The sequence below is a fragment of the Flavobacterium sp. PL002 genome, from assembly GCF_054165825.1.
Genome location: NZ_CM135110.1, coordinates 2,852,072 through 2,877,714, shown reverse-complemented (window position 1 = coordinate 2,877,714; position 25,643 = coordinate 2,852,072). Strand labels below are relative to the sequence as shown.

The following is a 25,643-nucleotide window of genomic DNA, read 5'->3' as shown; positions in this document are numbered from 1 at the left end:
TCTATTTTATTCTTAGCCTAATCGTTCATTGAGATTAAAAACTCTTCATTATTTCTTGTTTTTCTAAAACGATCGTTTATAAAACTCATTGCCTCAACAGGATTCATATCGGCAAGGTATTTTCTCATAATCCACATTCTGTGTAGCGTATTTTCATCTAATAATAAATCATCACGACGCGTACTAGAAGAAGTTAAATCAATAGCTGGAAAAATACGTTTGTTAGCAATTTTTCTATCTAATTGTAACTCCATGTTTCCAGTTCCTTTGAATTCCTCAAAGATAACTTCATCCATTTTAGAACCCGTTTCAGTTAATGCTGTAGCAATAATACTTAATGAACCTCCATTTTCTACATTACGAGCAGCTCCAAAGAAACGTTTAGGTTTTTGCAATGCATTAGCATCTACTCCACCACTTAATACCTTTCCAGACGCTGGCTGTACTGTATTATAAGCTCTAGCTAAACGTGTAATTGAGTCTAATAAAATCACAACATCATGACCACACTCTACTAAACGTTTTGCTTTTTCAAGCACAATGTTTGCAATTTTCACGTGTTCTTGCGGTTCTCTATCAAATGTAGAAGCAATTACCTCACCACGTACACTACGTTGCATATCTGTAACCTCCTCAGGACGCTCATCTATTAATAAAACTAATAAATAAACCTCAGGGTGATTAGCTGCAATTGCGTTTGCTATTTCTTTCAACAACATGGTTTTACCCGTTTTTGGTTGTGCTACAATCATACCACGTTGTCCTTTTCCTATTGGAGAAAACAAATCGATGATACGAGTTGAAATGGTGCTTTGTCTATCAGCAAGATTAAATTTTTCAGAAGGAAAGACCGGTGTTAGGTGTTCAAATGAAACACGATCACGAACAACTTGAGGATCGTGTCCGTTTATTTTCAAAACCTTAACTAAAGGAAAAAACTTCTCCCCTTCTTTTGGAGGACGCACTACTCCTTTTACTGTATCCCCTGTTTTCAGTCCAAATAAACGAATTTGAGACGTTGATAAATAAATATCATCTGGAGAAGCTAAATAATTATAATCAGAAGAACGTAAGAAACCATAACCATCAGGCATCATTTCAAGAACTCCTTCACTTTCTATTATTCCGTCAAATTCAAAATCCGAATCCCTAAAATTATTCTTCTTGTTTTTGAAGTTTGGGTTTTGATTTTGTTTATTTAACTGATTTGGATTTATTTTTTTGGCAGGAGCAGCAGTTTCAGTTACTGCAGTATCAGTAGTTGGGGTATCTATTGCAACTTCTTTCTCATTGGCTGGTTCGTTAGACACCTCTTCTTTATTCTTTTTTAAAGCAATTTTTTTCTCATAAGCCGACTTACTAAATTTTACAATTTTGCCAACTTTTTTCTCAACTACTTTTTCTTCACTAGGTTCTTCAAGATCTAATTTTAGTTCCGTTTCCTTAGCAACTTCAATATTATCTTGCCCCGCAGACTCAATAATTTTCTTGGCGCTAACTATTTTCGCTTTCGGTTTAGCCGCTAGAGGTTCATCTGTAGTAGTTATACGAGATCTTTTTGGTTTTTCATCCAAAGCAACATCTTCCTTTTTACTCTCTGATGCTGTTTCAACATTGGTTTTTTGATAGTCTAAAATTTGACCAATTAAGATCTCCTTTTTAACACCATTAAACTTTATTGTTTTAGCTGCTTTAGCTATTTGTTGAAGCTCAGAAAGCTTCATTTCTTTTAATGCAGAAATATCAAACATGAATGTTCTTTGAATTTAATTAATTTGGAAATACTATAAAAGACTTGATAGCATTTTTTTTATTTTGAACTGACCGCAGTATGAAGTGCTTACGGTATTGTTATGCAATAATACGAATAAAATTTAATGATACAATAGTATTTTTAAAAAAGAAAATATATTTTTGTAAAACAAATAAATAAAATGATACAGAGATTACAAACAGTATATTTAATCCTTGCTTTTATTGCAACTGGAGTATTGCCCTTCGTTTTTCCTTTATGGAAATTAGACAATGGACATGATTTTTACTTTATGCTTAATCAAGTTTACGCTGTGTTATTTGGTTTTAGTACTGCAATGACTGTGATTAGTATTGTTTCTTATAAAAAAAGACAACATCAATTTGTATTAGGCAGATTGAATATAATATTAAATTTAATTTTATTAGGATTATTTGTATATCGTTCACTAAATATATCTGGAGAAGCAGTTAATGTTTCTGAGAAAGGTATTGGGATGTTTCTACCTATTGTTGCTATCGTGTTATTAGTTTTAGCTAATAAGGCCATCAAAAAGGATGAAGATCTTGTAAAATCTGTGGATAGATTGAGATAAACCTATAAACTTAGTTTATTAGTGCGAAGGAAACCCGAATGTAATTATTCGGGTTTTTTTGTGGACTAAATTTAATTATAATAACTTTTAAGACGCTATTAACATTTTTTTTATAAATTTGGATTAAGTTAACTACAAAAATGGAAGAAAAAATTCGGATTCACCTTGCTGACGATCATCAAGTACTTATTGACGGAATGAAAACACTACTGAATACAGTAGAAAACTTTGAGGTTGTAGGTTTTTCTTTAGATGGAAATACCATTTTTGAAGAAGTAACAAACAACAAATCTCACATTCTAGTTCTAGACATTAGTATGCCCAATAAAGATGGTATTGAAGTCATGAAGGAATTTAGCGCTAAAGGCTTTCCTTGTAAAGTAATTGTATTATCAAGCTATGATGACTTAAAAATCATTAAGGAAGTTATGAAACTGGGCGCTAGTGGCTATCTAACAAAACAATGCGCAGGTGAAAGTATTGTTGAAGCAATACAATTTGTCAATAACGGACAAGAATATTTTTGTGATACCGTTAGAGAAAAAATATTCAATACTGCTACTAAAGACAACAGCAAACTTAACAAAAATAAGTCTAATGCACTTGCCTTGTTAACAGAACGTGAAATAGAAGTAATCACTTTAATTGCTCTAGAATATAGTGGTAAAGAAATCAGCGAACACTTGTTTATTAGTAGTAATACTGTTGAAACACACCGAAAGAATATCATGAAGAAACTAAAAGCTAAAAATACCATTAGCTTAGTTAAATACGCAATTAAAAATAAATTAATTAAATCCTAAAAGCCTAATTCATTTTTACGCTATCAACTGCCGTTTTTATGTTTCAAAAAAAACACTACATACTCTTATTACTTCTACTCTCACTATCATTTAGCAACACCATTGTCTCTCAAGTCCCAGAAGATGCGAATATAGAGATCCGAAAACTAGCCAATCAAGCTACGGAATTGATGATAAACGAGAAATATGAAAAATCATTAGTCGTATCTCGAATAGCTTTAACAAAAGCAATTGACATTAATGATGATTTATTGATTGCTAGATGCTACAATATAATTGCGGCTAACTTTGATGGAATAGCCGAATTTGAAAAAGCGTATTTTTACTATAAAAAAGGACTAATTTATGCTGACAGAACTGATAATGACGAGTTAAAAAACTGGCTTTACAATAACTTAGGAAACATATATTGTTTTGATAAAAAAGAATATGTTACCGGAATTTATTATTATAAAAAATCTCTTGAATATAGTACTAAAATAGGAGATTCAGCACAGCTGGTTTTTACCAATTTAAACATTGCTTGGGCTTATTTTGACATAGGAAATTACGAAAAAGGATACCCATACCTACAATACATTAACAAGTACCATAGTAAATATGGAGACCAAACCACTGTTGTTGCTCTAAACATGCTCAACGGAATGTATTACAGCCATCAAAATAACAACCAAAAGGCAACTACTTTTTTTAAGACCGCTATAAAACTAGGTATAGCAGAGGATGAAAAATCAGATTTGTCTTTTTCATATCAAGAATACTCCCGTTTTTTATTGAAAAATGGTGATTATAAAAATGCCTACATCAACCTATGTAAATTTAACTCGTTAACAACTGAAATAAACAACGAAGAAAAAATTAAGAAGGCAAATATTGCGGGTATAAACTTAGAAATAGATGAATATAAGAGAGAGATAGACGACATTGAAGACAAGTACAAAACAAAAGAACAGGTACTGATAGAGAAACAGTCTAAAAACAAACGAATTAGTACAATTATCATTGCCTTACTGCTTTTTATCATTATCATTTTTTACTTTTTTACTCAAAATATTCGACTAAAACAGAAAAACAAATTAAAAGACGTACAAACAAAAATTCAAGAAAACATTTACAACGCCTCTGTAAACGGACAAGAGATAGAAAGAAAAAAAATAGCCGCTTTTTTACATGATGACATAAGTGCAATATTATCATCAGCAGGACTACACTTGAGTGTTTTTACGTCAAAAAATGCAATTACATCCGAAGAGATTACTAAAACCCGAAGTTTACTAAAAGAAGCTCACGATAAAGTACGTGATTTATCACACCAACTCATCCCCTCTCTGTTAGCGCGTTTTGGACTTTACTTTTCACTGAAAGATTTGTGCGAAAAAAACTCAAATTCGGTTATACAGTTTAAGTATTCTAGTTCAGTTGACGACAAAACACGTTATAAAGATGCATTCGAAATGAAAATGTATTTCATTATAGCTGAGCTGTTTAATAACATCATCAAACACAGTGAAGCAACACTCGCACAAATCAATATTGAAGAGAAAGAAGGAAAACTAATTATTCATATTGAAGATAACGGAAAAGGATTTAACAATGTCAAATTTAATTCGAAAGAAGGTTTTGGTTTAAACCAAATTCGTGCTCGTATCAACAACATTCACGGAGAAATAAAAATTATCTCTAGTGAAAATAACGGTACTAAAATTAAGATTAAAACGCCTATTATTTACAAATCGTAACTAGGCACGTTTTTCGATTTCGATAATTTCTAATTCTTTTATAGCCTCACCATCAATTACAAACCGAAGCATGGTGCGCACTTGATGAAAACCACTTTTACCGCAAGCACCCGGATTCATGTGTAGCAAATTATTTTTTTTATCAAACATCACTTTCAAAATATGAGAATGTCCGCAAATAAATAATTTAGGCGGGTTCGATGCTATTTCGTTTTTAATATTAGGACTATACTTGCCTGGATAACCTCCTATATGCGTAATCCACACATCAACACCTTCACACATAAAGCGATTGTGTAACGGGAATTCTAATCTTGCTTTATCATCATCTATATTTCCATAAACTGCTCGTAATGGTTTTAGTTTTTTAATAGTATCAGTAACTGATAAATCTCCTATATCACCTGCATGCCAAACCTCGTCAGCTTGTGCTACATACTTTAAAATAGTGTCGTCAATGTGGCTATGCGTATCCGAAAGCAGCAGTATTTTTTTCATTCTAGTAACTTACTATTATAATTTGAAGAACACAAAGGTACTTTGTTTACTTAATAAAAATCAAAACTTGCCATCATAACTTACACATTTAACCTTTTCTCAACATAAAAACTTTGTACCTTTGTTCTTTTAAAAATTTGCGAATCTATTATCTTGAGATATTTTATAAAATTAGCTTACAACGGAACCCTTTATCACGGTTGGCAATACCAGCCTAACGCATCTTCGATTCAGGAAACTTTAAACAAAGCCTTATCTGTATTACTAAATTCTGCCATAGCAATTATGGGAGCAGGTCGTACTGATACTGGTGTTCATGCAAAGTTAATGTATGCTCATTTTGATTTTGAGAGTCCGCTTGATGTTCAAAAATTAGTACACAAGCTTAATGCTTACCTGCCTAAAGACATTGTTATCTATGATTTAATTCATGTTCATGATGCTGCGCATTGTCGTTTTGATGCAACACAACGAACATACGAATACCATATCAATGTTTTTAAAGATGCTTTTTTACAAGAGCAGAGTTGGTATTTTCATCAAAAACTAGATATAGAATTAATGAATGCAGCTGCAAATAAATTATTGAGCCATTCTGATTTTCAGTGTTTTTCAAAAGTTAATACAGATGTTAATACTTTTGATTGTACTATTTATGAAGCTAGCTGGAAACAAGAAAACAACAAATTAATATTTATAATATCAGCAAATCGTTTTTTAAGAAATATGGTACGCGCTATTGTAGGCACACTTGTTAACATAGGTTTACACAAAATTACATTAGATGATTTTGAAGCAATTATTATTAGTAAAAATAGAGACAAAGCAGGATTTTCAGTACCTGCTCATGGTTTGTATCTAACTGAGATTGATTATGATTATATTAATTAGTATTAAAAAGAAGAATATTTAATTATAAATCTAAATATTCTAAAAACAAATACATCCTTAGCCCTGATGGCAATGGAAATCCTTAAACGCCAGTGTTTGGCGGTTAAGATTGTAATGAACAGCAGGATTAAGCTCCTGAAAAAACTGAACTAAATTCAGCCTAAAAAAAATGAAAGCAAAAGCATTTGACACTCGTTTATTTAAACGAATATTACAATATACAAAGCCGTATCAATGGCGTTTTAATGGCGTTATCATATTTGCAATTTCACTATCGATATTTGCAGCACTTCGCCCCTATTTATTAAAGCAAACCGTTGACGGGTACATTCAAACAGAGGACGCAAAAGGACTTTTATTTTACATCACCTTGATGGGAATTGTACTTTTATGTGAGGTTTTCTCGCAGTTTTACTTTGTTTATTGGGCAAACTGGCTGGGACAAGATATTGTTAAAGACATCAGAATTAAATTATTCAAACACATTTTGAGTTTTAGAATGAAGTATTTTGATTTAGTTCCCGTAGGGCAACTAGTAACGCGATCAGTGTCTGACATTGAGTCGATTGCACGTATTTTTAGCCAAGGATTATTTATGATCATTAGTGACTTAATGAAAATGCTAGTGGTGCTTATTTTTATGTTCTACATGAACTGGAAACTGACTTGGATTGTTATTGTGGCTATGCCAATATTAGTTTTTATCACTCGAATTTTTCAGCGTAAAATGCAAGTTGCTTTTGAAGAGGTTAGAAACCAAATTGCCAATATGAACTCCTTTGTACAAGAGCGCGTTACGGGAATGAAAATTGTGCAATTGTTTAACCGTGAAAATATCGAAGCCGATAAATTCATGGAAATCAACAACAAACATAAAAAAGCCTGGATAAAAACCATTTTATACAACTCAATATTTTTTCCAATTGCTGACATAATTTCGTCATTAACTTTAGGTTTTATTGTGCTTTATGGCGGAATAAAGATTTTGAATGGTGATACATTTACGACTTTTGGTGATTTGTTTTCATACACCATGTTTATTGGAATGCTGTTTAACCCATTACGCCAAATTGCTGACAAATTTAATGAAATGCAATTGGGAATGATTGCTGCAAATCGCGTATTTGACATTATTGATACTAAAGATCAAACACAAGATACAGGAACTCTAGAAGCACCTATTTTTGATGGAAATATTAGTTTTAAAGATGTTCATTTTAGCTATATTCCAGATGAAGAAGTCATTAAAGGAATCGATTTAGAAGTAAAAGCGGGACAAACGGTAGCAATCGTTGGTTCGACAGGCGCTGGAAAATCTACGATTATCAATTTATTAAATCGCTTTTACGAAATCAATAGCGGAACCATTTTTATTGACGGTCATAATATTGAAAATTATACTTTAGGATCTTTGCGTAAGCAAATTGCTGTAGTCTTGCAAGACGTATTTCTATTCGCTGATACTATTTACAACAATATTACGCTTCATAATCCGGATATTACTCGAGACGATGTTTTGGCTGCTGCCAAAGAAATAGGCGTTCACGATTTTATTATGAGTTTGCCTGATAATTATGATTTTGATGTTAAAGAGCGTGGGGTGATGTTATCATCAGGCCAACGCCAATTGATTGCTTTTTTAAGAGCATATGTTAGTAACCCAAGTATTTTAATTCTAGATGAAGCTACATCATCAATCGATACCTATTCTGAAGAATTAATACAACGTGCCACCGAAACTATTACGCAAGGAAGAACCTCTATTGTAATTGCGCATAGATTAGCAACAATTATAAATGCCGATAAAATTGTAGTAATGGATAAAGGGCTAATTGTAGAACAAGGAACGCACCAAGAATTAGTAAATAAAGAATCTGGATACTATAAGAATTTGTATGACTCGCAGTTTAGCGTCACGAAACCAAATTAATTAGAGTGGCTATTTCCTGCAAGGTTTTTTCATTTAACGGTTTAGTTAAGAATTGCACCACTTTGTCGTATTTTTTGGCAGTGGTTTTATCTTGATCTAAAAATGAAGAGCTAAGCATCATAATGCTGGTCTTGTTTTTATTGAATCCGTAGCTATAATATTGGTCTAAAAAATCAAATCCTGTCATTTGAGGCATGTTTACATCTAAAATAATTAAAGACGGTACATTATTATCATCATACAAATAACTCAGGGCTTCACGTCCACAAATTTTTGAAGCAACTGAGTCACATATACCGTTTTTCAAAATCATTTTTGAATTAACGAAATTGGCGATATGATCATCATCTACTAGTAAAATTGATTTGGACATTTTTTTATTTTTAGAAACAGCTCTTCCGTATATAATAATGATTTTAAAATTTTATTTGAATTACACAAACAATATAACTCAACTAAAATTTCTTAAAACCACTCCTCTAAACAAGAATAATACTTAACGACTAAGTATTATAACTTCATTATTGTTAAAAAATTGCAACAGTCCGTTATAATTATAACTTATTTGCGGTAAATAAATAATCACTTAACAAAACTATTTTTAAAACGCAATAAATCTCAAAACACCCCCTTAAAAATGCGCTGTAAGAACTACAACATCAGTCAACTACTGCTATTTATTAAAAAAAAGTAGTATTAACTTTATTTATGTTTTAAGAAAGAGAATAATTCCTTAAATTCGCCAAATCAATTAATTTAGAAAACTTATAAAAATGAAATACGATATCATTGTTTTAGGAAGTGGTCCAGGTGGATACGTTACTGCCATTAGAGCATCGCAATTAGGGTTTAAAGTTGCCATAATTGAAAAAGAGAACTTAGGTGGTGTATGTTTAAACTGGGGTTGTATCCCAACCAAAGCATTATTAAAATCAGCTCAAGTTTTTGATTATCTTAAACATGCTTCTGATTACGGATTGACTGTTTCATCATTTGATAAGGATTTTCCTGCTGTTGTACAACGTAGCCGTGGTGTTGCTGAGGCAATGAGCAAAGGAGTTCAGTTCTTGATGAAAAAAAATAAGATAGACGTTATTGATGGTTTTGGAAAAATAAGACCAGGTAAAAAAATTGACGTTACTGATAAAGATAATAAAGTTACTGAATACAGTGCTGATCATATTATTATTGCAACTGGAGCTCGCTCTCGTGAATTACCTAACTTGCCTCAAGATGGTGTAAAAGTGATTGGGTACAGACAAGCAATGACATTAGCAAAACAACCAAAATCAATGATCATTGTAGGTTCTGGAGCTATTGGGATTGAGTTTGCACATTTCTATAATTCAATGGGAACAGAAGTTACTATTGTTGAGTTTATGCCTAATGTTGTTCCTGTTGAGGATGAAGATATCTCTAAACAAATGGAGCGTTCTTTGAAAAAAGCAGGTATTAAAATCATGACGAACTCATCTGTAGAAAGAATTGATACTACTGGTGACGGAGTAAAAGCTTTTGTAAAAACGGCTAAAGGTGAAGTTGAATTAGAAGCTGAAATATTATTATCGGCTGTTGGAATCAAAACTAACATCGAAAACATAGGTCTAGAAGAAGTAGGAATTGCTACTGATAGAGATAAAATATTAGTTAACGATTACAACGAAACTAATATTCCAGGTTATTACGCTATTGGTGATATAACTCCAGGACAAGCATTAGCTCATGTAGCTTCGGCTGAAGGTATCAACTGTGTTGAAAAAATTGCAGGATTACATGTAGAACCTATCGATTATGGAAACGTACCGGGCTGTACTTATGCTACTCCAGAAATTGCTTCAGTTGGTTTAACTGAAAAACAAGCAATCGAAAAAGGATACGAATTAAAAATTGGTAAATTCCCTTTCTCTGCTTCAGGAAAAGCGAAAGCTGCAGGAACTCCTGATGGTTTTGTAAAAGTAATCTTTGATGCTAAATATGGTGAATGGTTAGGATGCCACATGATAGGTGCTGGTGTTACTGATATGATCGCTGAAGCAGTTGTTGCTCGTAAACTAGAAACTACTGGACATGAGATTTTAAAATCAATACACCCTCATCCTACAATGAGTGAAGCGGTTATGGAAGCAGTTGCTGATGCATATGGTGAAGTGATCCACTTGTAAGATTTTTTAACTAAATATAAAAGGCTTCATTTACGACAATCGTTGTAAATGAAGCCTTTTTTATTTATAATAACATCTCAAATAAACCGTTTAACGAAAGACTTTAATTTTTTACTATTAAGTCTAATATTTATTTAATATTTTTGAATACTACTTTTGTAAAAAGTCTAAATATTGTCAACTTTATTTCTTTTAAAATACATTTACTTCTAAAGTCTAAAACACATGCCTACTAGTAAAAATTATAGTTTTCTCAATAATGGTGGAGAAATGGGAGCCTTATTTCGAAAAAAAGACTGGAGTAAAACCTCGTTAGGAGATCCTGAATTTTGGCCAAAAAGCTTGCAGGTAATGGTTTCTGTTATGCTTGAAAACCCTTTTCCTATGTATATTGTTTGGGGCGATGAATACATTCAATTATATAATGATGCCTACCGTCCTATTCTAGGAACATTAAAACATCCACAAGCATTAGGGACTAGTAGTAAAGTAACATTTTCAGAAATTTGGCACACAATAGAACCCATGTTTCAAGATGTGATCAATGGTAAAACATTTCGTTCTACAGATAGCAACAACATGATGTTTCCTCTTAATCGAAATGGCTTCATTGAAAACTGTTATTTTGATTTTTCACACAGTCCTATTCGCGTTGAAGACGGATCAATAGGCGGAATTCTCGTTACACTAATTGAAACTACTACTAAAAAACTTGCCGAAGATGCTTTAAAAGAAAGTAATGATCAGCTGCAATTTGCTATTGAAGCGACTGAGTTAGGGACTTTTGATCTAAATCCACTAACTAATAAGTTTACTGCTAACAACCGCATGAAAGAATGGTTTGGCCTTCCTAATGATACTGAAATAGAGATTATACAAGCAATATCAGCAATAACTATTCATGATCAACCAAGGGTTATTGAAGCTATAGAAACTGCATTAAAATATGAATCTGGCGGGAAATTCAATATTGATTATACTATTCAAAATTTACTGACAAAAAAAGAACGCATCGTTAGAGTAAAAGGGCGTGTTTGGTTTAACCAAGACAAAGTTGCTATTCGTTTTAATGGAACATTACAAGACATAACTAAGAAACACCTAGCCGAAAAAGAAAAACAAAAACTTATTGCTATAATTGAAGCAAGCGAGGAATACATAGGATTAACAGCCATAGATTCTAGCATACAATTTATTAATCCAGCTGGACTTAAAATGCTTGGTTGGAATGGCTATGAAGGCCGTACAATTATAGATTGTATATTTCCCTCAGAAAGAGAATTTGCTAAAAACAATTTCCCTGAATCTCTTAATATCGATAATGAATATGACGAAATACAATTTTGGAATGAAGTAACTGGTGAACCATTTTGGGTTCAGTGGAACGGAATTAAAATAAAAGACCAAGTTACAAATCAAGTTATTGGTATTGCAACCGTTAGCCCCAACATTACGGAACGCAAAAAAAATGATGAAAAATTAAAAACAAGCGAGAGGAATTTAAGACAAATGATTGTTCAAGCTCCTATTGCTATTGCAGTTTTGCGGGCTGCGAATTATACTGTAGAAATAGTCAATAGCAAAGCATTAGAATTGTGGGGAAGAGAGGAAAACGAGGTTTTAAACAAAGCACTTCTTAACGCAATGCCTGAACTTCTTTCTCAAGGAATAAAAGAGATGTTAGACGGTGTGTACAGTACTGGAAATCCTTTCTCTGCAAAGGAGTTACCGCTTCAATTACTTCGCGGCAAGGCTCTAGAAACCATCTATATTGATTTCTCTTATGAGCCGTTATATGATGACGAAGGAAAAGTAAATGGCATCATGGCAATAGGTATTGATGTAAGTGAACAAGTACATGCACGTCAAATAATTGAAGCTAGTGAAGAAAAACTAAACATTGTTATTGAAGCAAGTGAACTTGGAATCTGGCAATATAATTTAAAAACAAATGCTGCCATTTGTTCTGATCGCTGTGTCGAAATATTAGGATATAATGATCATCGCGATTTAGATCACGATCAGTTATTAAAAAATTTCCATCCAGATGATTTAGAAGTCCGAAAATTAGCCTTCGAGAAATCTTATATTACTGGCGCTCTTTTTTACGTTGCAAGAATTATAAAAGAAAATGGAATAGTTTCTTGGGCTGAACTAAAAGGGAAAGTTTTTTATGACTCAGATAAAAACCCTAATGAAATATTGGGAACAATTAGAGACATTACTGAGGAACGTTTCTTTCAACAACAATTACTTGAAAGAGAACAGAAATTTAGATTATTAGCTGATTCTATGCCACAGCAGGTGTGGACATCTGATCCAGCAGGGAATATAAATTATTATAACCAGTCAGTATTTGATTTCACCGGGCTATCACTAGAACAAATACTAAATGAAGAAGGATGGGTGGGTATTGTTCATCCTGATGATCGGGACCGAAATATTGAGTTATGGGCTGATGCTATTAAAACTGGTAATAATTTTTTAATAGAACATCGTTTTAGAAAATATGACGGAACTTACCGCTGGCAATTAAGTAGAGCCGTTCCTCAAAAAGACGAAGATGGTAATGTACAAATGTGGGTAGGAACAAGCACGGACATCCAAGATCAAAAAATGTTCACAAATGAACTTGAGGAACTAGTTTTAGAAAGAACAGCAGAATTAGAACAAAAAAATATTGACTTAGAATATATGAACAAAGAGTTACAGTCTTTTGCCTATATTTCAAGTCATGACTTACAAGAACCATTGCGTAAAATTCAAACATTTGCATCACGAATTATAGATAAAGAAAAAGACAATCTTTCTGATTTTGGAAAAGACTATTTCTATAAAATTCAAACTTCTGCTAATAGAATGCAAACCCTTATTCAAGACTTATTAGCATATTCTAGAACGAATAATAGTGATAAAAAATTTGAGGAAATTAACCTAGCAACTATTATAGCAGAAACTACTGGTGACTTAATGGAAGAGTTACAACAAAGCAACGGGGTTATAACGGTAGGTAAAACCTGTGATTTAAAGATCATTCCTTTTCAGTTTAGACAATTATTACACAATCTAATTAGTAATTCTTTAAAATTTGCAAGAGCTGATTTATATCCGGTAATTACTATTGACTGCACTATTGGAGCGGGAAAGGATTTTGAAAATAAGACATTAGTGGCTGAGAAACAATATTGCTACATCCGTTATACAGACAACGGAATTGGTTTTGAACAACAATACAGTAGTAAAATATTTGAACTTTTTCAACGATTAGGTGGAAAAGAAAAATACAGCGGAACAGGTATTGGCTTAGCCATAGTAAAAAAAATAATCGAAAACCATAACGGTACTATTAGTGTAACATCAGCCATCAATAAAGGAGTAGTTTTCTCTATTTTTATTCCAATACAGTAATAAACAACAACTTGTAGAGCACTATAAAAACATTAAGCTGTTTAGAATATAAATTATAAATATCTTTATAAGCAAATACGGGGTAAACTCGCAATAAATAAATTAAGTACTATGAAAAAAATGATCTTTCCGTTGCTAATTTTGTTCAGTTTTTCGATGAAAGGACAAATGAAAGCAGATGATGTGAAAACATTTACACTAACTAATGGAATGAAAATTCTAGTAGTTGAAGACTTCTCTATACCTAATGCTAACATGTATTTGTTTTATAAAGTGGGTAGTAGAAACGAGCATCAAGGAATCACCGGGCTTTCTCATTTCTTTGAACACATGATGTTTAACGGTGCTAAAAAATACGGACCAAAACTTTTTGACCGCACAATGGAATTCAACGGTGGCTCAAATAATGCTTATACTACTGAAAACGTGACTGTTTACACTGATTGGTTTCCTGCTTCAGCTACTGAAACTATTTTTGATTTAGAAAGTGATCGTATTGCCAATCTTAGTATTGACCCTAAAGTTGTTGAAAGCGAAAGAGGTGTTGTGTTAAGCGAAAGAAGTACTGGTCTTGAAAACTCCCCATGGAGACTTTTGTCACAATCAATGCAAGCCACTGCTTTTCAAGAACATCCTTATCACTGGCCAGTTATTGGTTATGAGGACGATATGAAAAACTGGACCCAACAAGATTTAGAACTATATTTTAAGACTTATTACGCACCTAATAACTGTGTAGTGGTAATTTCGGGAGCCGTTAAATTTGAGGAAATTAAAAAATTAGCAAAACAGTATTTTGAACCTATTCCGGCGCAACCCACTCCGCCAGTAGTTCATATCGTAGAGCCAAAACAAACAGGAGAACGTAGAATAACGGTTCAAAAAGATGTGGCTACACCTTACTTAATGATTGGTTACCATACACCCGAATCCAAAAACGAAGATTATTACGCTTTAAACATTCTTAGTGCAGCACTTTCTAACGGGAATTCTTCCCGTTTATACGCTTCATTGGTTGACAAACAACAATTAGCAACACAAGTTTTTACAGAATATGGTGATAGTTTTGACCCAACACTATTCTCTATTTATGCTGTAGCCAATAAAGATATTAATGAAAGTGATTTAGAAAATGCTATCTACGCTGAGATTGAAAAAATCCAGAAAGACGGAATTACCGAAAATGAATTGCAAAAAATCAAAAACCAGAAATTAATGGAATTTTACGGTCAAGTAGAAACTATTAATGGTAAATCTAGAAATATTGGTACTTACGAAGTATTTTTTGGCGATTACAAAAAAATGTTCAATGCGCCCGCTGATTTCAATAAAATCACTGTCGCAGATGTTCAAAAGGTAGCTCAAAAATATTTTGCAAAAAGCAATAGAACGGTAGGTGTATTAAAAACAAATGTAGAGAACTAATTTTATGAAAAATATAAATCAAAAGCTAATTAGCATCTGTGTGCTACTTTTAGTCATTGCAAATACATCAGCACAAGGATATAAATTACCCGCATACACTACTTTTAAACTTTCTAACGGTCTTACTGTGAATTTAATGGAACAGCATGACGTTCCTTTAATAAGTGTTTCTACTGTGGTGCCAGCAGGTGCAATTTATGATGGAGAGCAAGCAGGTTTAGCGTCATTGACTGCTACGGCATTAAAACACGGAACAAAAAGTTATACTAAAGCACAAATAGATCAAGAACTTGATTTTATAGGTGCGAGTATCGATGCATCGGCTACTAAAGAGTATGCACGACTTTCGGCTAATTTTGCTACGAAGGATCAAAAAAAAGTACTAAATATTGTTAAGGAAATTTTATTAGATCCAGCATTCGATGAAAAAGAATTTGATAAAGAAAAAAGCCGTTTATTAGTTGGCCTTGAACAACAAAAAGAAAGTCCTAGAGCAGTAATTGGTTTTTATTTTGATAAATTCTTATACGGAAACCACGTGTACGGTAACATCATCAACGGAATGAAAGCAACAGTGGAAGGATTGACGGCTAGCGATGTTAAAAAATTCTACCAAGCAAATTACACCCCAAACAATGCTGCAATTACATTAGTGGGCGATTTTTCTACAAAAGAAATGAAAGCCAGTATTACTAAACTTTTCTCAGAGTGGAAAAAAGGAAAAGAGGTAAAAGAAGACCTTTCAACATTAGCGTATAAAAAACCTACTGAAAGCCGTGTTTTATTAATTAATAAAGAAGATGCTAACGAAACAACATTTTTAATAGGTGCTCCTGGAATAAGTAGAAACAATCCTGATTATATAGCAATAGATGTTGTTAACACGCTTTTTGGTGGTCGCTTTACATCGATGCTTAATGATGAGTTAAGAGTAAATACAGGATTAACTTATGGTGCTAGTAGCCGTTTTAATACTTTGAAAAATGATGGTACTTTTGTTATTAGTACCTTTACAAATATCAAAACTACAGAAGCTGCATTAGACAAAGCGGTTGAAGTCCTTAATAAGTTACATCAAAACGGAATTGATGAAAACGCATTAACATCTGCCAAAAACTATGTTAAAGGACAGTTTCCGCCAGATTATGAGACTTCTGGACAGTTAGCTAGTTTATTATCACAAATGTTCTGGTATAAGTTTGACCGCAGCTTCATTGATAATTTTGAAAAAAATGTAGATAGCCTTGATTTGGCTAGAGCCAATGAAATAATTGCTACTTATTTCCCAAAAGACAAATTGCAATTTATCCTAGTTGGGAAAGCATCTGAAATCAAAAAAATAGCGGAGAAATTTGGTCCTGTTACAGAAATAAACATCAACGAAAACCCGAAATTTTAGTGAGCTGATTTTTTTAAAAAAAAGTTATAAAAAAAGGATCTGATGAAAATCAGATCCTTTTTTTATTTAATCAACCGCTACTTTATACGTAGGATCTTCTATTATATTAATGTCGATAACATCATCAGCATTTTTCAATAATTGACGACAATCTGTACTTAGATGTCTTAAATGTACTTTCTTACCTTCTTTAGCATAGCGCTCTGTAATTTTGTTTAAGGCATCAATAGCACTCATATCAGCAATTTTACTTTCTTTAAAGTCAATTACTACTTCATTTGGGTCATTGAAAACATCAAACTTTTCAGCAAAAGCAGTTGTTGATGCAAAAAATAATGGGCCGTATATTTCATAATGTTTTACACCATTGTCATCTACATATTTTTTAGCTCGGATACGCTTAGCGCTTTCCCAAGCAAAAACTAAAGCCGAGATAATCACTCCGATCAATACAGCAAGTGCTAAATTGTGTAATAAAATAGTAATCACAGCAACTAGGATTCCAACAAAAATATCATGTTTTGGCATTTTATTAATGATACGAATACTGATCCACTCAAAAGTTCCAATGGCAACCATCACCATCACCCCTACTAAAGCAGCCATAGGCAATTGTTCAATTATAGGTGCACCAAATAAAATGATTAATAATATTGTTAACGCAGCAATTATTCCAGATAATCTCGCTCTAGAACCTGCAGAAAGATTTACCAAAGTTTGTGCAATCATAGGACAACCACCCATCCCGAAGAAAAAGCCATTTAGTACATTTGCACTTCCTTGAGCAATACACTCCCTATTACCACTTCCTTTTGTACCCGTCATTTCATCGACTAAATTCAATGTTAACAGCCCTTCAGTCAATCCTACTGAAGCCATAATTAATGAATAAGGAAAAATTAATTTTAAGGTATCAAATGTCAATGCGATTTCAGGAATATGAAAAGGAGGAAAACCACCACCTACAGAAGCAATGTCAGCAACCGTTTTAGTATCAATTCCTAGTCCTAAGACCAAACCAAAAACAACAATTATTGCAACAAGTGAAGCAGGAACAGCTTTTGTTATTTTTGGAAAAAACAATACAATTCCCACAGTCAACAATACTAGTCCTAACATTATATATAAGGGACTACCGGTTAACCAAACACTTTCGCCGTTTACAATAGTCTTGAATTGTTCTAGCTGCGACATAAAAATAATAATCGCTAAACCATTAACAAAACCAAACATAACTGGTTGTGGAACCAACCGTATAAACTTACCCAGTTTAAATACTCCTACAAGAATTTGCAATATTCCTGCTAAGGCAACAGCGGCAAAAACATATTCTAAACCACTAGATTTCATTAATGCAATTAATACAATCACGGTAGCTCCAGCACCTCCCGAAACCATTCCTGGTCTCCCTCCAAAGATTGCTGTTACTAAACCCATTATAAAAGCAGCGTATAAACCTACTAAAGGCGGAAAACCTGCTAGAATAGCAAATGATAATGATTCTGGAATCATTGTCATAGCTACGGTTAAACCTGCTAAAATCTCTGTTTTATAATTCACCTTTTGAGTGAAGTCAAATAAATTGAAATACTGTTTCATTCTTTTTCTAAATAATTATAAAATATTTTTTTCCGGATTTTACTTTCCGAAATTGTTGCGTAACCAATAAAAATTGGAGGAATTAAGCTGATTAATAAGTCTGAATTAAGACTTAATTTCTTGATAAGAATAAAACTATTCTTAAGAATCAGAATTTGCAAATGTAAATCTTTTTAAAGGATGTTCAAATAGAAAACCAAAATCATTAATTAATCTTAACTTCAAGAATCTCTTTTTAAAGGTAAAAACAAAAAAGCTGTGTAAAAATTTCTCGATTAAGAAACCTTTATACAGCTTTGTTATTTGAAACCCATCATAAATGATGATTGACTATTTATCTATTGTTAAATATATTCAGTTCTATTTTTAAGTTCATTAATCGCTTTAAGACAAAGTTCATTTAATTTCACAACTGCTTCGTATCGCAAACTACCACTAGGGTTCGTTTGTAATTCATTTTCAATTATATTTATAGTATCCAAGACTTTTTGAATTCCGAAAATACTTACCGATGATTTAAACTTGTGGACTGCCTTTTTTAAATTATCATTATTTTTATTATTTGCAGCTTCTGTTATTTCGACTAAAGTACCTGGTGCGTCTTCTAAAAACAACTCAATAACTTCTTTTATAAAATAGGCGTCATTTTCTGAAAAATCAATTAAATAATCAAAATTCACTAAACATTCAGAGGTAATTGCTCGTTTTGTAGCTGACTTTACAATAGAAACCTCAGCATCTAAATTTATGTTGCGGTACAATTTTTCTAATAAAATATTAAAATCAAATGGTTTAGACAAGTAATCATTCATTCCATTTGCAATACACCTTTTTTCTTCATCAACCGTTGCGTGAGCTGTCATTGCAATAATTGCAACTTGCGACTTAGGAGCAGCCATTGCTTCTCTTATATATTTAGTCACCTCATTACCGTCCATTTCAGGCATTTGAATGTCCATTAATATAATATCGTAGGTATTGGAATTAATTTTTTCAATGGCAATTGCACCATTTTCTGCTATATCAATTTCTTTATTCCATTTTTTAAATAATTTAACGGTCAATAGCTGATTTAACTCATTGTCTTCTACTAATAATATTTTTATGTCCTTTAAAAAAACAGGATCTAATGTTGTCTTTTTTTCATCAAGCGAAACAGTAAAGTCTTTTTGTGCTTTTTTATATTTAATCATAAAAGAGAAAGTACTTCCTACTGCCACTTCACTCTCTAAAGAAATTATTCCGCCTTGAAGTTCAACCAATTTTTTAGTAATAGTAAGTCCTAAACCTGAACCACCATATTTTCTTGTAGTTTCATTAGAAGCTTGGTTAAAACTATCAAAAATAGAATGAATCATATCCTCAGGAATACCAATACCGGTATCAATTATTGAAAACCGAATACAAGTTTCAATATCACACTCGTCCTCTTCGGTTACGCGCAATAAAACACTTCCTGAATTAGTAAATTTTAAAGCATTACCTGCTAAATTAATTAAAATTTGAGTAAGTCGTGTAGGATCACCAACCAATAAATCACTTATTGTTGGACTAATATCAGCAGTGAAAGTTACTTTTTTATCGCGCGCTGCTGGAGTAAATAATTCTGTGATTGCATTAACGGTTTTTCTAACAGAAAACGGAATAGCTTCAAAAACTATTTTGTCAGCTTCAATTTTGGATAAATCCAAAATATCGTTAATAATAGTCATTAAATTCTCCCCTGCCGTACGAATTGCTTTGACACTTTGGCTTTGATTTTCGTCTAGATTAGTTTCTTCCAGAATTTTTGCAAAACCAATAACCCCATTCATAGGCGTTCTAATTTCATGACTCATATTAGTCAAAAAGCGCTCCTTTAATTTAACAGATTGCTCTGCTAAATTTTTAGCTTCGATTAATTCTTTCTCAATCTCTTTTTGAATACTTACATCTTGAATCGTTCCTAAAATGCGATAGGGTTTATCATTATCATCAGTCAAACATTTTATATATTCATTGATGTATTTAACGGTTCCTTTTCTATCTAAAATGGTATGACTAAACAACGTTTGTTCATAATTAATTTGAACATCTCTTAGTTTCTTTTCAAATAGAATGATATCCTCTGTACTTGTAAAAAAGGATTTCAATAGTGCAATTGAAGGCTCCTCATGTACATCTAATTCTAGAATGTTATACAACTCTTCGGAGAAATAAATAGCGCCATCATTTAAGTTAATTTCCCAGCTACCAATTTTTGCAAGCTTTTGCGCTTCAGAAAGTCGGTTAGAATTTATTTTTAATTCTAATTCGGCGTTTTTCCTTAATTTTTGGTTTTCGTGCAATTTTAATGCCGTTCGAACACTATGGGAAATACCGTCAGAAGTCAATAAAGTTTTTGGCATATAATCAGATGCACCTGCTAATATTGCTTGACTCGCAATTTTTTCATCTCCTTGCGAGGTAATAAAAATAACAGGAGTTTCAATATCTAGACTACGTAGCTTTTTTAAAATGGAAATCCCATCTGAATCAGGCATCATATAATCTAAGAAAATTAAATCATAATGACTATTTTCTAATTTTTGAAAACCTTCTTTAGCAGAATGCGCACTATCAATTTCGGCGTCAATATCTGATCTAGTTATTGATCTAACAATTGCAATAGCATCAACTTTGTCATCATCAATAATTAATATTTTTAAGGAGTGGGTCATTTTAATTTTGTTGCTCGTGAAAATTCTAGTATATCCAAATAATCATATAGAATTACAAAAAAATCATTCATTTTTTCTTCATTCAAAGGTTTGTGGATATAGGCAGCTACGTTCAAATTTAATGCCACACTTCTAAAACTTTCATTACCTGATTTTTTTAAAATAAAAATTAACGTAGATTTTAGTACTACATCTTCTCTTATTTTTTTAATTAAATTTATTTCGTCTTCATAATCATCATCACAATCAATTATTAAAATCTTAGGTAATGTAGATTTTTCTCCTAATTCTCGCAACATTGTCCAAGCTTCAATACTATCCTTAGCTACGTCAACAACAGTGTATTGATTTTTATCCAAGAAAAAATCTTGAAACGTTTTAGCATCACCAGTGTTATTTTCGACTAATAATATATTAAATTCTTTCATCTTTATAAGGTATAATACTGGCTACATTTCACATAGCTGCCAGAAATTTTTAAGTGTCGCTACTGAGGTAATGAACTTTTCAAACGATAGTGGTTTTAAAATGTAACCTGCAATATTAAGATTGTAGGCATTAATTTTATCACTATCCTCATTAGAAGTTGTCATCACAAATACCGATATGTTCTTGAGTCTTTCGTCAGCACGCAATACTTTTAGAAATTCAATTCCGTTCATTTTAGGCATATTAATATCTAAAATAATTATTTTGGGTAAAGGAATTATTTTGCTTTCTAGCATTTCGAGTGCTTCTACACCATTTCCTGCAATAAATAGTGGATTTTGAATGTTGTTTTTAGAGAAAGCTCTTTTAACGTTCATTACATCGACTTCGTCATCTTCTACTAATAGAATGTTTACTAATTTTGCACTCATATTTTATATTATTAAATTTAATTGATTGTTTTTTGGCCAACTTATTTTAAATATAGACCCTATAGGACTAGCAGCCTCATAAGTGATCTTCCCTGCCATTGTTTCCATAATTTTTTTACTAATGGCTAAACCTGCGCCGGTGGTGTCTAAATCATCTTTAGAGCTAACAGTATAAAAAATATTGAAAATTTTATCCCTAACTTCCTCAACAATTCCGGGTCCGTCATCTTGAACCGAAATTTCATACATTCTATCGGTTTCATTTACTGTAACAAAAATATTCTTTTTTTCCTTATCATGAAACTGAATTGCATTATCAAGAAGTTCAAAAAATACCTTTTGCATCTTCTTAGCTAATATAGTAACATTTAATTCTTTTACATTATAATCTAACTTAATTTTGACACTTGTATTCACCTCAGCCATTGCGATACATTCCTTTATCATTTCTAAAAGCGTAGCAGCATCTCCTTTAGGCTCTATTTTATTAACTCGGGACAACTCAAGTAAGGCATTCATCATTTTTTCTAAACGTCCTACTCTATTTTTTAACAGACCAAAATTATCTAGAATGTCTTTGTTTACATTATCGCCCAGATCTTCTTCTATCCAATTAGTTATGTTACTTATGGCTCTCATTGGACTTTTTAAATCATGAGAAACAATATATATAAACTCATCATATTCTTTTTTTAAGGCAACAAAATCCTCAAAATATTTATCTTCTGACATTACTCTTATTTGTTTATTTTGGGTAAAGTAAAAACAAAACTGGCTCCTTTATCCTCTTCTGATTCAATATAAATTTGACCTCCTTTTTCTTCAATTATTTTTTGAACAATAGACAATCCTATTCCTGTGCTTTCCTTTTTATCTCGGGCTTCAATAGTTTGAAAAACACCAAATACTTTTTTGTGATATTCCTTGCTTATTCCTGGTCCGTTATCAGTTATTTTAAATTGATGAAAACCAGGTAAGGATTCATAAGTACAACTAATTGTACCAATAGGTTTATCATTATATTTCACGGCATTACTAATTATATTACTAAAGACTTGATACAATAATATTTTTGCACTAAAAACTTCGGGCATATCACTTACAGTAACTTCAAAACCTTTAGTAGGTACGATCGTTTCTACAATTTGACTAATCATGAGGTTTAAGTCTATTGTTTCTTTTTCGATTTTTGTTCTTCCTATTCGAGAATAATCTAGAACGCCATTAATTAAGTTTTCCATTCTTAAAATCCTACCTCGCAATAAATTTAGATTGTTACTAACATCTTGAGGCATCTCAGGCATATCTTCAACAATCCATTCAGCTAAATTATTTATAGCACGTAAGGGCGCTTTTAAATCATGTGAAACTACATACGCAAACTGATCTAATTCCTTGTTCGTTTTTTGCAAACCTAATAAGGCACTTTGCAAATTTTCTTCAGCTATCTTTTCCTGAGTTATATCAGCACTAATTGCAATATACTGATAAGGCTTACCGTTTTTATCTAAAAATGGAACAATGGTTGTGTGTACCCAGTAATAAGATCCGTCTTTTGCAATTTGTTTTAATTCCCCTTTCCAAATATTACCATTAGCAATAGACAACCAGATTTTTTTTACTAATATGTTAGTGTAATTTCCCGAAGCATCAATATAATGATGTTGCCCTAGAAGTTCCTCTTTTGAAAACTGCGAAATGGAACAAAACTTATCATTAACATAAGTTAATATTCCGTTTTGATCAGTAATGGTAACAATTGCTGACTCGTCAAGTGCTGCTCTTACATCATTTATTTCCTTAGCTTTATCTTTTATTTTGTTTTCAGCAAGTTTAATTTCAGTAACATCTTGAACATTACCTTGCATCCCTACCGTTTTTCCGTTTGCATCTAGAAGCGGACTTGCTATTTCAAGAATATGCTTAATTCTTCCATCTGGAAAAACAATTCGGTAATTTACACTAAAATCTGTTCCGTTTTTAACGATTTTTTTTTCTAATATATCTAATTTTATAAGGTCCTCTGGATGAATTCTACTTCTATAAGCTTCATTTAATTTATCTCCTGAAGTTTCTTCAAATTCAAATACCTCATAATGCCCTTTTGACCAAATAAGGTTATTTGTTTTAGTATCAAATTTCCAACTTCCTATTTTTGCAATTCGTTGGGAATCATCCAGTAAAATTTTACTATTAATAAGGTCTTGCTCTGCCTCTTTCTCTTTAGTAACGTCTTTGGCAATTCCTAAATAACCTGTGATTTCTCCTAGATCATTTTTTATAGCAGTGACTGACAAAACAATTGGAAAAACAGTACCGTCTTTTTTAACATAACTCCATTCATGAGAATCTGCTAAATCAAATTTTTGTACTTTAATGACAAATACATCAAATCCAGCAGTCACATTTTCAGATAATTCTGCTGATAATGCTGCAGCTCTTTTTTCTACCTCATCTTGAAGATGGAAAATAGAACTATTTTTTTTATCTATTACTTCCTCAGCACTATATCCTAATAATTTCTCTGCTCCTTTATTAAACTGCTTGATATTACCCTCTTTGTCCGTAGCGATAATTGAAAATTCAGCCGAGTTTAATATTGCTGTTAAATCTGTCGTAGTTTGTTTAAGTACTTGTTTCTGTTGGTTTTCAATAGTCATATCGCGAGCAATACAATATAAATTACCCGTTTCAGGATCTGGAGAACTATTCCAACTCAAGGTTACATAACTACCATCTTTACAACGTGACCTGGATTCAAAACTAATGGTTGTAAAACCTTGACTCAATTTAGCGACCTCTTTATATGTTTTATCAAGATCTTCAGGATGTACAAATTTTATAAACGGCTGCCCTTCTAGTTCCTCTTTTGAATATCCTAAAACAGTCGTAAAAGCAGGATTTACTTTATAATAATTACCATCAACATTAGCAATACATACGAGGTCTTTAGAAAGCGAGATGAAATTTTGAAATTCTTTTTGAGTTTCAATTAATTTTGTATTATTCTTCCTTAGTTTTAACAAACTAACTACCTGATGGCTTAATAATTGTAAAGCCTCTTTTTGTTGCTCACTAAGCGTTCTAGGAACGGTATCAATAACACATAAAGTACCTAAATTGAACCCCTCTTCATCTTTTATAGGTGCGCCGGCATAAAATCGAATGTTAGGATCACCCGTAACTAATGGATTTTTAGAAAAATTGTTATCCTCTAAGGCATTACTCACTTCATAAATACCATCACCCATGATTGCGTATTGACAAAACGATATTTCTCTTGCTGTTTCTTTAACATCTATTCCCACTGAAGATTTAAACCACTGGCGTTCTTCATCTAATAAACTTACTAAAGAAATAGGTGTTTCACAGATAAACGAAGCTAGTTTGGTAATGGAATCATACTCATCTTCTGGCAAAGAATCCATGATTGAATATCTTTTTAATGCTTTAATTCGCTCCAGTTCATTAGTAGGTATTGGGATGTTTTTCATTGTAGTTTTAAATTTATTTTACTAAAAAAGTAGGTATTCTTCAGCTTTAGACAGTAATTAAATTTGAATACTAATAAGCAAATTATCGTAAGTCTTATTACAAAAATAAATCAATTTTATGTCTTTTTACCATATATCTTAACAACAATACAATATAATAAACAAATAAAACCGTTCTAGGTTTCCTTATCGAAAAAAAAACTGACAAAAGCACTAATCAAACGCTCTGTTTAGAATTCAAGTAAAATTAATTCACAATTAAATCGCTTAGTAAACACGGGGATTATTCGCTATTTCAGATACCTTACTTACTACAATCAACTTTGCATTTTTTAGAAAATAAAATAAAAAAAGAACATTCCCGTTTAAGAATTATTACCAAATATAC

18 protein-coding genes are annotated in these 25,643 nt (G+C 32.1%); 9 read left to right on the top strand and 9 right to left on the bottom strand.

All coding sequences use genetic code 11. The features are described 5' to 3' along the window. Positions 1 to 17: 17 nt before the first annotated feature. Positions 18 to 1,751 carry a transcription termination factor Rho gene (gene rho / locus ACVEGE_RS12540; protein ID WP_192499864.1) on the bottom strand — a complete coding sequence of 578 codons (1,734 nt, stop codon included), beginning with the start codon at positions 1,749 to 1,751 and terminating at the stop codon, positions 18 to 20. Positions 1,752 to 1,934: 183 nt separating this feature from the next. Between rho and ACVEGE_RS12535 the strand changes: the two genes are divergently transcribed. The 3 genes from ACVEGE_RS12535 to ACVEGE_RS12525 all read left to right on the top strand — a co-directional run bounded on the left by ACVEGE_RS12535 (position 1,935) and on the right by ACVEGE_RS12525 (position 4,890). Continuing rightward, positions 1,935 to 2,348 (top strand): DUF4293 domain-containing protein, encoded by a 414-nt coding sequence (locus ACVEGE_RS12535; protein WP_173853208.1) that lies wholly within the window; start codon positions 1,935 to 1,937, stop codon positions 2,346 to 2,348. A 140-nt stretch (positions 2,349 to 2,488) separates the two neighbouring features. Then, the gene (locus ACVEGE_RS12530; protein WP_192499865.1) at positions 2,489 to 3,151 is read left to right on the top strand and encodes a response regulator; all 663 of its coding nucleotides are present in this window, start codon (positions 2,489 to 2,491) and stop codon (positions 3,149 to 3,151) included. A 38-nt stretch (positions 3,152 to 3,189) separates the two neighbouring features. Next, positions 3,190 to 4,890 (top strand): ATP-binding protein, encoded by a 1,701-nt coding sequence (locus ACVEGE_RS12525; protein ID WP_458008545.1) that lies wholly within the window; start codon positions 3,190 to 3,192, stop codon positions 4,888 to 4,890. Here the strand turns inward: ACVEGE_RS12525 and ACVEGE_RS12520 are convergent, their stop codons facing one another. Next, positions 4,891 to 5,388, bottom strand: coding sequence for a metallophosphoesterase family protein (locus ACVEGE_RS12520; RefSeq protein ID WP_192500381.1), 498 nt, complete (start codon positions 5,386 to 5,388; stop codon positions 4,891 to 4,893). It abuts the gene before it with no gap. A 153-nt stretch (positions 5,389 to 5,541) separates the two neighbouring features. On the opposite strand from ACVEGE_RS12520, the gene truA reads away from it, so the two are divergent. Both truA and ACVEGE_RS12510 read left to right on the top strand, forming a co-directional pair. Further along, positions 5,542 to 6,279 (top strand): tRNA pseudouridine(38-40) synthase TruA, encoded by a 738-nt coding sequence (gene truA / locus ACVEGE_RS12515; RefSeq protein ID WP_192500380.1) that lies wholly within the window; start codon positions 5,542 to 5,544, stop codon positions 6,277 to 6,279. A 169-nt stretch (positions 6,280 to 6,448) separates the two neighbouring features. Then, positions 6,449 to 8,209: an ABC transporter ATP-binding protein gene (locus ACVEGE_RS12510; RefSeq protein WP_173855579.1), complete on the top strand. Its 1,761-nt coding sequence runs from the start codon at positions 6,449 to 6,451 to the stop codon at positions 8,207 to 8,209. Here the strand turns inward: ACVEGE_RS12510 and ACVEGE_RS12505 are convergent. Continuing rightward, complete coding sequence (locus ACVEGE_RS12505) at positions 8,193 to 8,582, bottom strand: response regulator (protein WP_173855578.1); 390 nt, start codon at positions 8,580 to 8,582, stop codon at positions 8,193 to 8,195. The two genes, ACVEGE_RS12510 and ACVEGE_RS12505, sit on opposite strands and share 17 nt — an antisense overlap. 400 nt (positions 8,583 to 8,982) lie before the next feature. On the opposite strand from ACVEGE_RS12505, the gene lpdA reads away from it, so the two are divergent. From lpdA to ACVEGE_RS12485, 4 genes are all read left to right on the top strand, one after another. Further along, positions 8,983 to 10,371 (top strand): dihydrolipoyl dehydrogenase, encoded by a 1,389-nt coding sequence (gene lpdA / locus ACVEGE_RS12500; protein ID WP_173855577.1) that lies wholly within the window; start codon positions 8,983 to 8,985, stop codon positions 10,369 to 10,371. A 225-nt stretch (positions 10,372 to 10,596) separates the two neighbouring features. Beyond that, positions 10,597 to 13,779, top strand: coding sequence for a PAS domain-containing sensor histidine kinase (locus ACVEGE_RS12495; protein ID WP_192500379.1), 3,183 nt, complete (start codon positions 10,597 to 10,599; stop codon positions 13,777 to 13,779). Between the two features lie 111 nt (positions 13,780 to 13,890). Further along, positions 13,891 to 15,204 (top strand): M16 family metallopeptidase, encoded by a 1,314-nt coding sequence (locus tag ACVEGE_RS12490; RefSeq protein ID WP_173855575.1) that lies wholly within the window; start codon positions 13,891 to 13,893, stop codon positions 15,202 to 15,204. Between the two features lie 4 nt (positions 15,205 to 15,208). Continuing rightward, entirely contained in the window at positions 15,209 to 16,603 is a 1,395-nt protein-coding gene (locus tag ACVEGE_RS12485) for a M16 family metallopeptidase (RefSeq protein WP_192500378.1), read from the top strand. Positions 16,604 to 16,669: 66 nt separating this feature from the next. Here ACVEGE_RS12485 and ACVEGE_RS12480 read toward each other — a convergent pair whose 3' ends face one another. The 6 genes from ACVEGE_RS12480 to ACVEGE_RS12455 form a co-directional block, all read right to left on the bottom strand. Next, the gene (locus tag ACVEGE_RS12480) at positions 16,670 to 18,202 is read right to left on the bottom strand and encodes a SulP family inorganic anion transporter (protein ID WP_192500377.1); all 1,533 of its coding nucleotides are present in this window, start codon (positions 18,200 to 18,202) and stop codon (positions 16,670 to 16,672) included. A gap of 344 nt (positions 18,203 to 18,546) precedes the next feature. Next, positions 18,547 to 20,901: a hybrid sensor histidine kinase/response regulator gene (locus ACVEGE_RS12475; protein WP_192500376.1), complete on the bottom strand. Its 2,355-nt coding sequence runs from the start codon at positions 20,899 to 20,901 to the stop codon at positions 18,547 to 18,549. Then, positions 20,898 to 21,329, bottom strand: a complete 432-nt coding sequence (locus ACVEGE_RS12470; RefSeq protein ID WP_173853221.1) for a response regulator — start codon at positions 21,327 to 21,329, stop codon at positions 20,898 to 20,900. Before ACVEGE_RS12470 ends, ACVEGE_RS12475 begins: the two co-directional genes overlap by 4 nt. 21 nt (positions 21,330 to 21,350) lie before the next feature. Beyond that, positions 21,351 to 21,761 carry a response regulator gene (locus ACVEGE_RS12465; RefSeq protein WP_173853222.1) on the bottom strand — a complete coding sequence of 137 codons (411 nt, stop codon included), beginning with the start codon at positions 21,759 to 21,761 and terminating at the stop codon, positions 21,351 to 21,353. Positions 21,762 to 21,764: 3 nt separating this feature from the next. Continuing rightward, complete coding sequence (locus tag ACVEGE_RS12460; protein WP_192500375.1) at positions 21,765 to 22,493, bottom strand: sensor histidine kinase; 729 nt, start codon at positions 22,491 to 22,493, stop codon at positions 21,765 to 21,767. Positions 22,494 to 22,498: 5 nt separating this feature from the next. Further along, positions 22,499 to 25,255 (bottom strand): PAS domain S-box protein, encoded by a 2,757-nt coding sequence (locus ACVEGE_RS12455; RefSeq protein WP_192500374.1) that lies wholly within the window; start codon positions 25,253 to 25,255, stop codon positions 22,499 to 22,501. Positions 25,256 to 25,643 lie beyond the last annotated feature (388 nt).